Below are 12,459 nucleotides of genomic sequence, written 5' to 3' on the forward strand. Positions count from 1 at the left end.
CCCAGCATATTCTTGCATACGACATGTCTGAGGTAACAACTCACGACGACTGAAGGGGGAGGAAGCGTTTTATTAAACATCAGGCAGATATTCCCATCGTTAATTAACTCTCCCGCAGGTTTGCAATCTCCGATACTGGCACAAAACGCCCTTAACCTTCTCTAAATTAATGAACACAACTAATAAACCCTAGCAAATTACCCCATCTAATCGCATAAATAACTTTTCGTTATGCTTTTCCTACACAACAGCTGAAGGATAACGTCATGCAAACTGTAAAACTGAACAACGGTATTGAAATGCCCTTGCTGGGCTTTGGTGTCTTCCAGATGACGGATGCTGCTGAATGCGAAAGAGCCGTTATTGATGCGATCGATACGGGATACCGCCTGATCGATACCGCAGCGTCTTACCAGAATGAAACCCAGGTCGGGAATGCGCTGAAACAAAGCGGCATTGCGCGTAACGAACTCTTTGTCACCACGAAACTCTGGTTGCAGGATACCAGTTACGAAGGGGCCAAAGCCCAGTTCGAACGCTCTCTGAATCGACTGCAACTTGATTACGTTGACCTGTACTTGATTCACCAGCCATACGGCGATGTCCACGGAGCCTGGCGTGCCATGGAAGAGCTGCAACAGGCCGGTAAAATTCGCGCTATTGGCGTCAGCAACTTCCACCCTGACCGACTGGCTGACCTTATCGCCTTTAATAAAGTCGTTCCTGCGGTAAACCAGATTGAAGTTAACCCCTTCAACCAGCAGCTACACGCCGTTCCGTGGATGCAAAGTCGTGGCATTCAGCCAGAAGCCTGGGCACCGTTTGCGGAAGGGAAAAATGGTCTGTTCCAGCATCCTGTTCTCACGGCAATTGGCGAGAAGTATGGCAAAAGCGTGGGCCAGGTTATTCTGCGCTGGATTTACCAACGAGGCATTGTTTCACTGGCAAAATCAGTGCGCAAAGAGCGCATGGAAGAGAACATCAACATTCTCGATTTTGAACTCACTCCTGAAGATATGCTGCAAATTACCGCCCTGGATACCGCAACCAGCGCGTTCTTCTCTCACCGCGACCCAGCGATGGTGGAATGGCTGACTGGCCGCAAACTTGATGTTTAAGCCGTAATACAAGAGGTATTCATTCAATGCAAAAACGTTATCTGGGTAATTCCGGACTCGAAGTTTCCGCTCTTGGACTCGGTTGCATGGGCTTAAGCCACGGCTACGGCCCGGCGACCGATACCCGTCAGGCTATCGAACTTATTCGTGCTGCGGTTGAACGTGGCGTCACCTTCTTCGATACCGCCGAAGTGTATGGTCCGTATCTGAATGAAGAAGTGGTCGGTGAAGCCTTAAAACCATTTCGTAACCGCGTGGTGATTGCCACTAAATTCGGTTTTACCTTCGGCGATGATAATAAGCAGCAGATTTTAAACAGCCGTCCGGAACATATCCGTGAAGCCGTTGAAGGATCATTACGTCGTCTGAAGACAGATGTTATTGACCTGCTGTACCAACACCGTGTTGATCCGGATGTTCCTATCGAAGATGTTGCAGGAACGGTGAAAGATCTAATCGCAGAAGGTAAGGTCAAACATTTCGGCCTGTCTGAAGCGGGAGCGCAAACCATTCGTCGCGCGCATGCTGTACAACCTGTCACCGCCCTGCAAAGCGAATATTCCATGTGGTGGCGTGAGCCTGAGCAGGAAATTCTGCCGTTGCTTGAGGAACTGGGGATTGGTTTTGTCCCCTTCAGCCCACTAGGTAAAGGTTTCCTGACAGGGGCGATTAAGCCGGGAACCACTTTCGGCAAAGATGATTACCGTAGCACCGTACCGCGTTTTGCTGCACAAGCCATTGAAGCCAATGAAAAACTGGTCACCTTGTTAGGTGAACTGGCCGCAGAGAAAGGGGTTACGTCTGCGCAAATCGCACTGGCATGGTTGTTAGCACAAAAGCCGTGGATTGTTCCCATCCCGGGCACCACTAAACTGCACCGGCTGGAGGAAAATCTGACCGCTGTCGACATCGTTCTTTCGCAGAAAGATACGCAGCAGATAACCCAGTCACTGGAAACAATTAAAATAGTCGGTGAACGTTACTCGCCTGAGCACCAGGCTCGCATAGATCGTTAATATCCACACGGGTCAGCAGCAAAATGCGGACCCGTTATTCCGAGTAGCGAAGTGCATCGATCAACAGCGCAAAAGCTGGCGGATGCTGCTTACGGCTGGGGTAGTAGAGATAATATCCGGGAAAAGTGGGACACCACTCCTGTAACACCTGAATAAGCTTGCCTGACTTTATATACTCCTGAACCATGTCTTCAGGAACACAAGCGATCCCAAATCCTGATAATGCGGCATCAATTCTTTCTGGCAGCAGATTAAACGTCAGTTGCCCATCAACTCTGACACGTAAAGGTTTGCCTTCGCGTTCAAACTCCCAGTGATAAATTCCACCGGCAGTTGGCAAACGCATATTGATACACTGATGATTTTGTAGCTCGTATGGCGTTTCAGGTAAGGCGTTTGCGGCAAAATACGCCGGTGCTCCCACCACAGCCATCCGCATATCTGGTCCAATCCTGACCGCTACCATATCTTTATCAACATTTTCCCCCAATCGTATCCCGGCATCAAAACGGCCTTCAACAATATCGACAAAACCGTTATCCACCACCAGTTCGACATTGATTTCGGGATACTCTCTGAGAAAGGGTTTTAGCTTCGGCCAGACCAAACTTCGCGCGGCATGTTCCCCGGCAGATAAACGGATATTCCCGGAGGGCATGCCGTTCAGTTGAATAAGTGATTCCAGTTCCTGTTCAAGCTCATCAATACGCGGCTCCAGACAGGCAATTATTCTCTCCCCTGCTTCCGTAGGGGCCACGCTACGGGTCGTTCGGGTTAAGAGGCGGATATTTAACCTTTCCTCCAGTGCCTTAATTGCATGGCTGAGAGCAGACTGAGAAACACCGAGTTTGCCCGCCGCTTTGGTAAAACTTCGCTCTCTTGCCACCACAAGAAAGATTTGCAGTTCATTGAAGTTTTCTTTGAGCATTAGTGGTTTCCTTGTAGAAACATTCCCTTCAAAACGTACTCATGAAGGGTGTTTATAGACACAATCATTTTAGCCGGAAGACGTCATAAAAAGAGCCATTAAAGCAGGTTTTGATAGCGTTGACCTTCATAGCGCGAATGGATTTCTTCTGCAGAATTTCTTTTCTCCTCTCTTTAACCGCCATAATCACCACTCGAATGACGTATGCGCTTTCCGCTGGCTAACACTTGCGGCGATCGGTAAAAGGCTGGTGATGGGTACCTTTAGCTGAATCAGGTAGAAGTAATGAAATTCCCCCCTTAATCCACAGCGCGTTCCTGAACTAACCATTCCGGATAAACTATGGGATCAAATTCAGGTATCGAAAGGAACAGGCTGGTTTCCGTTAAGGAATTAATTATCTATAAAAGATGGCTGATGTAATACATCCATTCAAATTTGTGATACATGTCAAAAAATTGGTTGACCAAACTCGCTATTTATATATAAGGCACTTACGAAGTGCACTCTTTTTTAAAGCGAGGAAGTACCAATGAAAGAGAATAAAATACAACAAATCAGTCATAAACTGATTAATATCGTTGTTTTTGTTGCAATCGTAGAATACGCCTATTTATTCCTTCACTTCTATTAACAACGTCAAAAAATAATTTACGTTGGTGATAATTAAAATATATTTTCTCTCCCCTTTTTAAACAGTATTTATATTTGTGGGAGAGAAATACGAACTCTTTCGAATTGCAAATCATTACCGCTGGGTATCTGTGTACAAGGAAAGCGGCGCTGAGACGAGCTGGTATTGATGATTTCAGATTTCACGACTTGAGACACACCTGGGCAAGTTGGCTGGTTCAGGCCGGAGTCCCGTTGTCAGTATTACAGGAAATGGGAGGCTGGGAGTCTATCGAAATGGTTCGTCGATATGCTCACCTCGCGCCTAACACCTTACCGAACACGCACGGCAAATAGACTCGATCCTGAACCCATCGGTCCCAAATTTGTCCCAGTCAAAAAATAAGGAAGATATTAATGATGTGTAACTTATTGATTTAAGTGGTGCCGATAATAGGAGTCGAACCTACGACCTTCGCATTACGAATCTGTAGCACCAATCATAACTATCTGTTTTAGCAAGCATTAACCGCATTCACTAAGCTATAGTTGATGGCACAAACAGAAAGTTGATGCATGATGTTGTCATGTGTATGTCACAAATACGGCACAACGATCTTCAAACATGTAGCCACACATCCACAGAAGAGCGCAAAGCCTTGCAATCCAGTACAAAGCTTTGTGTGTCTCATTTTTGTCTCACCTTTTATTACGCAAAAAAAGATAAGCCTGAAACCAAACGGCGCCATAGGCATGTTAACGGGAGAATTACCTACCAGGAACTTACAAACCGTTTAAATGATGTGGAAGTATTAACATGTAAAATCGGTAACGGCTGGAAATCATTCAATACTCGCACTATCAAAAGTTCACCAGCCAGCCGCAGCACGTTCTTGCATACGACGTGGCTGCGGCATATCACAAAACGATTATTCCATGACAGGGATTACCGGCCACTCAACATCAGGTGCAGTTGATGTATCAACACGGTTCAGCAACACCCGATACTTTTTCCAGGCTTCCAGCAATGAGGTTTCTACCTCCGTTGCGATCTCAAGATCTACCGCATCCTGAAGTGGCGCAATATTCTCACTGGCTACCCGCATTAGGCTGTTTTTTGTTTCTTCCGCCTCCCGTATCCGAAACAGTTTTTCTGCTTCTGCATCTTTCACCCAAATTATGCCGTTCCACTTCTGATATTCCCCATCCGGCGACAACCAGGTGACATTTTCCGGTAACGGGCCGAGTTCAGAAATAAATAACGCGTCCCCTGATGCCACGTCATAGACCGTTTTTTCCCTGTGGTCTTCAACGAGATGCCATGATGTATCCTCACTGTTAAAAACAGCCACGAAGCCAGCCGGAATATCTGGCGGTGCAATATCGGTACTATTTGCAGGCAGACCTGTATGAGGGGGAATGTATGCATCACCTTCACCAATAAATTCATTGGTTCCGGCCAGCAGATTATAAATTTTTATAGTCCGTGGTTGTTCACTCATTCTGAATGCCATTATGCAAGCCTCACAATATAGTTAAATGCGATGTTTTTGACGGTGTTTTCCGCGTTACCAGCAGCGTTAACGGTGATGGTGTGTCCATGTGCACCCAGCGCCACAGTGTGTGCATGGGCACCAATACCTACGGTGTGGTTATGCTGACCAATATCGACTGTATGGGCGTGTGCTCCGTCAGAGCTTGACACCTGGTTGGTTCCTGACACCTGAACACGTTGTTTACCCCCAATGGAGTCACCACCGTAACGACCACCGACAGTGTGCGTATGCGCTCCTGTATTGTTTGTCGTTTTTGTGCCGTGGTTAAACGTGCTGACTGTTTTTGTCCCGTAATCAAACGAACTGGTTGTTTTCGTACCCAAATCCGTACTGGATGCACTGGCACTGTGGGTATGCGATTTAATGCCGTCCTGTTCCTGAGACAATACAGCGCGACCACTGGCGGGTTTGCCCTTAATTGTCCAGCCACGCATATCAGGGATCACACCAGATGGGTAAGCTGCTGCAAGCAGGGGATAGGCAGCCTTGTCAAAAGTCTGCCCCTGCATAATCGCATAACCTTCCGGAACTATGTCCGAAGGCCAGGCTATTGGTGCCCCCACAGGAAAAGCATTAACAGGTTCAAATCCCCGTTCAAATCCATACCCATCACGGGATGAGCGGTAATAAAGCCCTCTGTTTTTATAATCCGCACGTAGCTGAAATGACCGGCAACTCCCTACACCACTAAAAAAATGAGCAACGATATATGAAGCGCCGCCGTCCATGACATTGTAAAGACCGCTTTTTGCGTTCCATGGCACCCCACCATCTGAACTCGGATACTGACCTGTACACCCAAGAGAAAAAGCATTTACATCTTCAGGTGATAACTTAATGTCAGATGACAGCGCGTGACCATTAACCTTACGTCCTGAGGGCACACGCCCGTTTGCATTGTCATTAGCAGCTTTCACTGCTTTCGGAGTCGCGGCAAGCGTTTCAGAGTCACTGTTAGTGGCGCTGCTTAACTGAACAATCCCTTTTCGTGCCGTGGTGGCGTCCTGTGCAGTGTATTTGCCATCAGCAAGGTCATATGCTGTCTTAACCGCCTTTGATGTCGCTGCCTGTGTCTCACTGGTGCTGTTCACCGCACTGTTCAGTTGCACCAGACCTTTTTGCTTAGTCGTGGCATCCAGAACACCAAGAGACTCGCGGGATTCTTTTTGCGCGCCAGCTCCGCGCGCTTTTATTTCCTTCAGGTTCTGGTCAATGCGCAGAAAAAGTCCGTCTCCCGTTGCCACATTTAACGTGATGTTTGAGGTGTCAGATACAGCAAGCCGGAACTGCATATTGACACTGACACCGCCAACCGGTTTGTCAATCGCCGGGCAGTTCGCCACGGCATACAATTCCCCTCCATCAGTCATCAGTCCCACTTCGCGGACTGTAAAACCTCCCGTTCCCGTTGGTAGCACAATTCTGGCCATGAGCTGTGTCGGCTGTTCCGGTGATACCACCAGCTCTGCAATATCTCCACGGTAGGTTTCATTAACAAGCTGCGTTTGTGCCGGATCGGGTTTCAGCGGTTTGCCATTACTGTCGCCAACCACAAACTGTGTCAGAATAATCTGGCTACCACTGGCAAGCGCTTCCGCCTCCAGTTCTTTTCCCCGGTTAGTAATAATTGAATAATATTCAGCCATGAGACTCCCCGGCAAAAATATCCACATCGATATGTGCTGTCGTCGCACCTGAAATATAAAAAGCGCCATCCATCCCGATATTCGCCAGAACATCTATTTTGCTCAGATGACTGCGCAGGTTTTTAGCCCGGTCAGTAAGCTGACGAATCTGGTGATACAGTGCATCGCTGACGCCCTGACTGCTGTGAACTTCAATCCGGAATGTGTAGGGTGCAGCCTGCGGTGAATCCTGCCACCACTCCACGACAGTGGTCGGCAGGTTTACCGCCCCCAGAGAACGCCTGACCGCACCCGCCGTTCCCCGGTGCTGGTGCACGTAAGCGGCGTCCTTAATCACCTGACGCTTTTGTGTCTCTGTCCAGCTGTCATCCCAAAAATCGACGGCATGTTCCCACGCAAGCCACGGTAAAAGATGTGCCGGGCAGCTGGCCGCATCTTTCACCTTACGCACCATGTTGGTATCCAGTGCGATGATGTGTTCTGTCGTCGCCTGCTCCTGCGCCCGTTCTTCATGAAATGCGCCCGGCGGCAGCAGGGAGCGAAATTTATCCGTCATGGCTGCTTACCTCCCTGCGGGTGACGTTGATGGCAGTACACCACGGTGCTTTTCCGGCTTCGGCTTCCAGATCAGCCACGGGAGAGATCAGTCTGACGCGAACCACACCGGATTGCTGTAAAGCGGCATAGATGGCAGATAACGGCACCACGGTGTTAATCCGGTGAGACAGCATGGTGTAGGACTGCAAGGCTTCAATGGCATTGTTCAGAACTGTCGTGGCGTCCGGGCCGTCCGGGATCTCCAGTTCAGCCGTGATGGCATAATTTGTGATGGTGGCGCTCTTCACCGTCACGTAGTCTGTCAATGGACGGATTTCATCGGCATTCAGTGTGCTGTTAACTTTATCCAGCAGTGGTGCAGCTGCTGTTCCGTCTCCCGTACGGGAAAGCACATACACATCAACACACCCCGGGCGGCTGTGTGTTTCGGGGCCATAAGCTTCAGCATCCAGCACATCGGTATCCGCCGATTTCGCATGGAAGCGGTAAGCGTTGCGGGCACCCGCCGTATTTAGCTGTGCCCAGGACAACTGAATACGTTCACGAAATGCGCCGTCATCTTCCAGTTCCACTTCGACGGGGGGAACGGCATCCGGATCACCCGGTCTGATAACCTGGCGTTTAACATTGAAGGCAGCGCCAATATGATCAAGGTCTGCGCCTCTGGCGCTGGCAAGAAATACTGCCCGCACTGCATCATTGACACGCTGAAAGGCCAGCGTCAGCTGATATGCATTCACCTCTCCCTGTTTAAACGCCGGATCGGACTCTACCAGCGCATCAAACTGCGGATCCAGCTCCTGCAGACGTGCCAGCCATCGGGAGAAAATCTCTGCGGCATCCGGCACTACAAGCGCATCAGGAACAGCGAGTTCAGACAGATTGATCACATCATAACTGTTGGGCATTTAGCGTTATTTCTCCTGTTCTGACGGGTAAGCCGTCTTCTTTTTTGATCCCTTCGATATCCAGAACACAGCCGGATTCGCCCGCCGGGAAGGTGACCATCACCCGCGTCACCTTTAAACGCGGCTCCCAGCGAGCCAGTGCAGTCGCTGAAGCGGCGATTATCCGCAGACGCGTCAGGTCATCCCGTGGGTTATCCAGCAACGAAAACAGTTCACTGCCATAGTCACGGATCAGCACACGACTCCCGACGGGCGTGGTCAGAATGTCCCGGACAGACTGGCGCAAATGCGCCACGCCAGACAGACGTTTGCCTGTCCGGCTGTTTACACCGTTCATGATGATTTTCCGTTACAAAAGCGCCGGATGGCGCGATGGATTAACCGAAGTAAGCCGGACCAGTTTTATCCTGTTGCTTCGATTTTTTTGCTGATTTTTGTGGTTTGTGAATATCCACCACCAGATTGCAGGTATAACTGAATCCGGCAGCGGTCAGTGAAAAGACCAGCGACTCAACCACCCAGGCTCTGTCTTCCCGGGTACCAAATCCTGAGGTTGCCACCCCTGCTTCTGCCGTCAGGGGAATATGCTGTGGTCGGCAGGGGCCGGTGAGCGTCATTTTCTGCTCATTCCGTCTTGCCTGTGTTTTTCGTGCTTTCGCCTGCTTCTCTGCCGTATCCTTTTCTGACTGGGTATACGGGTTGGTCATTGCCGGTCCGTCATGTTCGACCGCTGCGGTTTTTGTCCTGCCATCCACTTCATCGTAATAGCGAACCCCGATTTTCTCTTTTGCTTTACCCCCGCTTTCCGTGACTTTACCCGTGGAACTCCCCCGCTCACCTTCACTGTATGACCACGTTGTCACGTCTGCAGGCGTAATGGTGATACTGTCAATCTGTTTACCGGAAACTGTCGCTGTCGCCCCCTGCGGCAGAAAAAGCCAGTAACCACCGGAAGGTTTACTCACCGCGTTGTAGATGCGGGCAAGCCGGGACAGCAGGTTAGCATCAGATTCAGCCACCTGGTCGATGTGGTTAATGTGAATATCTTTCAGCGCGGCAGCGACTCTGGGGATCAGGCCATTATCGGTGGCCACGGTTTTCACCACATCCTCCAGACGAATGTTATCCCAGCTTCGTGTTTTCTGACTGGTGACGTCACCGGGTTGCTTCCGGGCATTCATGGGCGCTGCGGTGGCATAAATTTCAATGCGCCTCGGTGGCCCACTGCTGGCAACTCCGCTGACAACAAACCAGCCTTTATCGACAAGCTGCTCATTAAATCCCAGCGCAACCTGTAGTCGCGCCCCTCTGGGCGGAAGTGTCAGCGTTTCAGAAAGCAGGGTAATCTTCAGTTCATCGGCTCTGGCGGTCGCGCCACCGTAATCTGTCAGCGTCAGTTCAGAAAGGCATTGCTCAATTATGCGGGTAATATCTTTCCCTTCTGCCTTTATGCGGAATGCTGGCGCATATTCAGGAGTCATCGTCTGAGAAACCATATTAATCCCATAAGCTGAATGCAGACTCCACAACCGGGATCACCCGTTCCGGCAGAATAACAGACTGACCGGAGGGATATACCGCGCCACGATCAGCCAGCCCGGGATTTGCCTCCAGAACCTGGATTATCGTGTCAGCGAGATTTTCGCTGCCATAGTGCGCGGCGCAAATCGCATCCAGCACATCACCGTCACGGGTTTGATATATCGTCGGCATAGTGTTTCAGTGTCATTGTCCAGTTTTTATTACGGTGACCACCTCCCGGCAGGAACCGGTTAGTGGTGTCAGTAAAGTCAGTTACCACCCACCATCCCAGAACATCCCCTTCTCCACTGACCAGCTGCAGTGGCTTCGCCTGGTCGGCAAGAGCAAACAGGTCATTGACGGGGCCAACACCTTTTCGAAAAAAGGCATGGGATTCGCCTTCAAGTCTGACGGTACGCCCCGGCTTTCCGGTGTACTGGAGAAGATCCTGCTTACCAATGCGCTCCTGTTCGCTCCAGCGCCAGGTTGCTTCGCGGGTCAGCTGGTTATAGGCTGTCGTATCAATCGAAAAAGCAAAATCTCCCAGCATCATCATCACGCGGGCGGTTCCTGCCGAACGCAGGTTTTCAGCCTGTTGCTGACCAAATTCATCAATAAAAGACATGAAATTACTCACCAGACCAGTCCTCCATCCGTCAGACGGTTGTCCCCGTTAAAAGCCGGATTATTTCGGGTGACCGTGGTCAGTTCATCGGCAATGGCTTTTTCATCCTGCCCGGGAGCTGCATTAATTTCGAAGTGATAATCAAACTTCCGGTTATCGATAACCTGCCTGGACGGCGGCTGTTTATCCAGTGCGTCCATTTTCTGCAGCAGGTTTTCCCAGTAGCCCCCTGTTTTGTCCTCCTGCTCTCTGGCAGAACGCGGATCCGGGGCTTGTTGTTGTCGTGAAGAAAATGTGATTTCCGGTAGAACAGCAGGAAAGACGGGAGGTAACACATCTTTATTCCAGGCTTCGGTATTGTTCTCCGTCATTGCCGGAACGTAATGCATAAATGTGTTGTTTTCTGTCGTCGTCGGAGCGGTATGAATAACTGTGTTATTTTCCGTTGTTACCGGGGGCAACGATGCAGACTCCCGCTGGTTACGCTGTAAAGCGGTATTCCAGTTTAATAAGGATTCGTGGCTTTCCGGGGTCAGATAGTGATCAACAGACTGGTTAAATGCCTCATCATCCGAATCAAAACCCAAATAACCACGTGTCGATGCCCAGGACTGTTTCACCTTTTCCGGTAAGTCCGGATGCGCTGTTAACTGCTGTTCAAACCATTCCCCCTGTCCACTTCGCTGCGCGGTCAGTCTGGCAAAGTCAACGGAACCTCTTCTGGCGAGCGCTTTCAGCACATCACGCTGATCTTCACGCTCATCCGGTAACAGCCAGGCCAGTTTTTTAGCCAGCGCATAGACAATTTTGCCAACAAAAACCACGCCCTGACCAAAGGTCAACACCCCGGGATAAAGATCGTTACGCAGGAAAGTGACAATACGCCTGACGCCGCCCCCTTTAAACCAGTCTGCCAGATCGTCCGTTAATCGCCGGATATCAGGTGCCAGCTCGTTACCCAGTTGCCCGGAAATCTCCGCCACCGCCGAAGAGAACACCGTGCGCAGATTACTGATAGCCTGATTACCGGCAATCGCACCTTCTGCCCCCTCCCGGGTCACCAGGTTATAACGACGCTGCTCGTCCATCAGCTCCCGGTAGCTTCTACCCGACTGTTTGATCAGCATCAGCAGCTTACTGGCCTCCCCGCCAAAAAGAGAGTCCAGCGCAAAAGATGCTTTTGCCTCATCCTGGAGACTGAGCGCCCGCTCAACAATTTTATCGAACTGCGCCATATCACTGAGCCCGGCAAAATCGCCCTCTTTAAATCCCAGCGTTTCAAAGGCATCCTGCAGAGAGCCCTGTTTCCCGTTTTGCTTATACTCACCCGCTTTGTGCAGATACTCCTCAAAAAGGTCACCAATATTTTCGGCATTCATATCGTACTGCCGGGCCAGGGAGTCCCACGCACTGAAGGTGGCGACATCCACACCGTAGCTTTTCGCCACACTGGCGCGGGTGGCAGTTTCAGCATTCGTTGCTGCCGGGGCGATAAGCGTGCCGAGCGCTGAGGCCACCACACCACCGCCACCAAATGCCAGTCCGGTACCGAACATACCTCCGACCTGACCGGCAATCCCCAGACCACGCCGGAACAATCCCTTCCCGGCACCTTTGAATGCCTCAATCCGCTGTGCTTTTTGCATCTGGACATTCAGTTTCTGCTGCTCTGCCTCTGCCTTGCGGATCTCTCTGGAAACTTCGCTATAACGGCGTTTCAAGTTTCCCAGACTTTCACCTGCCAGTTTCGCGCGTTTAATTTCAGCAGCCAGTTTTGTCTGCTCCTTTGTCAGACGTTCTGAACGTTTCCCGACATCATTCAGGCTCTTTTGTAAACCGTCAGCCGATCGCTTCCATGAACTGTCCAGGTTACCGCCAAACGTGATAACGGCTTTAAGATTCTGGCTTATTCCGCCCACAGTTCATCGTCTCCAGTTCATCAGTAAGAAAATCAGAGAAAGTGCTGAACGG

At 50.3% G+C, this 12,459-nt stretch carries 13 protein-coding genes and 2 pseudogenes; 5 read left to right on the top strand and 10 right to left on the bottom strand.

The genetic code is table 11. The annotated features are described in order from the left end of the window. The first annotated feature begins 266 nt into the window (after positions 1-266). Both EFER_RS13455 and EFER_RS13460 read left to right on the top strand, forming a co-directional pair. The gene (locus EFER_RS13455; protein ID WP_001195265.1) at positions 267-1,118 is read left to right on the top strand and encodes an aldo/keto reductase; all 852 of its coding nucleotides are present in this window, start codon (positions 267-269) and stop codon (positions 1,116-1,118) included. Between the two features lie 26 nt (positions 1,119-1,144). Beyond that, on the top strand, positions 1,145-2,134 hold the full coding sequence (locus EFER_RS13460) for an aldo/keto reductase (RefSeq protein WP_001172302.1): 990 nt from the start codon (positions 1,145-1,147) through the stop codon (positions 2,132-2,134). Positions 2,135-2,168: 34 nt separating this feature from the next. Here EFER_RS13460 and EFER_RS13465 read toward each other — a convergent pair whose 3' ends face one another. Continuing rightward, positions 2,169-3,062 (bottom strand): LysR family transcriptional regulator, encoded by an 894-nt coding sequence (locus tag EFER_RS13465; protein ID WP_000910703.1) that lies wholly within the window; start codon positions 3,060-3,062, stop codon positions 2,169-2,171. Between the two features lie 79 nt (positions 3,063-3,141). Here EFER_RS13465 and EFER_RS24850 point away from each other — a divergent pair. From EFER_RS24850 to EFER_RS13475, 3 genes and pseudogenes are all read left to right on the top strand, one after another. Further along, positions 3,142-3,459: pseudogene (locus EFER_RS24850) on the top strand (oxidoreductase); the annotation flags it as partial. Between the two features lie 135 nt (positions 3,460-3,594). After that, positions 3,595-3,696, top strand: coding sequence for a small membrane protein YkgR (gene ykgR / locus EFER_RS13470; RefSeq protein ID WP_000662204.1), 102 nt, complete (start codon positions 3,595-3,597; stop codon positions 3,694-3,696). A gap of 140 nt (positions 3,697-3,836) precedes the next feature. After that, a pseudogene (locus EFER_RS13475) lies at positions 3,837-4,102 on the top strand (site-specific integrase); the annotation flags it as partial. A 501-nt stretch (positions 4,103-4,603) separates the two neighbouring features. Here the strand turns inward: EFER_RS13475 and EFER_RS13480 are convergent. Genes EFER_RS13480 through EFER_RS13520 form a run of 9 tightly spaced genes read right to left on the bottom strand, consistent with a single transcriptional unit; the run spans position 4,604 to position 12,407 of the window. Continuing rightward, on the bottom strand, positions 4,604-5,188 hold the full coding sequence (locus EFER_RS13480; RefSeq protein ID WP_000885617.1) for a tail fiber assembly protein: 585 nt from the start codon (positions 5,186-5,188) through the stop codon (positions 4,604-4,606). Then, positions 5,188-6,876: a tail fiber protein gene (locus EFER_RS24450; protein ID WP_000852873.1), complete on the bottom strand. Its 1,689-nt coding sequence runs from the start codon at positions 6,874-6,876 to the stop codon at positions 5,188-5,190. Before EFER_RS24450 ends, EFER_RS13480 begins: the two co-directional genes overlap by 1 nt. Then, positions 6,869-7,432: a phage tail protein I gene (locus EFER_RS13490; RefSeq protein ID WP_000130019.1), complete on the bottom strand. Its 564-nt coding sequence runs from the start codon at positions 7,430-7,432 to the stop codon at positions 6,869-6,871. The genes EFER_RS24450 and EFER_RS13490 overlap by 8 nt, the downstream gene beginning before the upstream one ends. Beyond that, positions 7,422-8,342, bottom strand: coding sequence for a baseplate assembly protein (locus tag EFER_RS13495; RefSeq protein ID WP_001133967.1), 921 nt, complete (start codon positions 8,340-8,342; stop codon positions 7,422-7,424). Before EFER_RS13495 ends, EFER_RS13490 begins: the two co-directional genes overlap by 11 nt. Continuing rightward, on the bottom strand, positions 8,326-8,679 hold the full coding sequence (locus tag EFER_RS13500) for a GPW/gp25 family protein (RefSeq protein ID WP_001014710.1): 354 nt from the start codon (positions 8,677-8,679) through the stop codon (positions 8,326-8,328). The genes EFER_RS13495 and EFER_RS13500 overlap by 17 nt, the downstream gene beginning before the upstream one ends. Positions 8,680-8,719: 40 nt before the next feature. After that, on the bottom strand, positions 8,720-9,838 hold the full coding sequence (locus tag EFER_RS13505; protein ID WP_000254605.1) for a contractile injection system protein, VgrG/Pvc8 family: 1,119 nt from the start codon (positions 9,836-9,838) through the stop codon (positions 8,720-8,722). Position 9,839: 1 nt separating this feature from the next. Then, positions 9,840-10,055: a tail protein X gene (locus EFER_RS13510; protein ID WP_001142388.1), complete on the bottom strand. Its 216-nt coding sequence runs from the start codon at positions 10,053-10,055 to the stop codon at positions 9,840-9,842. Continuing rightward, positions 10,030-10,488 carry a phage tail protein gene (locus EFER_RS13515; RefSeq protein WP_000008045.1) on the bottom strand — a complete coding sequence of 153 codons (459 nt, stop codon included), beginning with the start codon at positions 10,486-10,488 and terminating at the stop codon, positions 10,030-10,032. The genes EFER_RS13510 and EFER_RS13515 overlap by 26 nt, the downstream gene beginning before the upstream one ends. Positions 10,489-10,496: 8 nt before the next feature. Then, positions 10,497-12,407 (bottom strand): hypothetical protein, encoded by a 1,911-nt coding sequence (locus tag EFER_RS13520; RefSeq protein ID WP_000508975.1) that lies wholly within the window; start codon positions 12,405-12,407, stop codon positions 10,497-10,499. Positions 12,408-12,459 lie beyond the last annotated feature (52 nt).

Source organism: Escherichia fergusonii ATCC 35469, from assembly GCF_000026225.1.
In the GTDB taxonomy this organism is placed as follows: Bacteria; Pseudomonadota; Gammaproteobacteria; order Enterobacterales; family Enterobacteriaceae; genus Escherichia; species Escherichia fergusonii.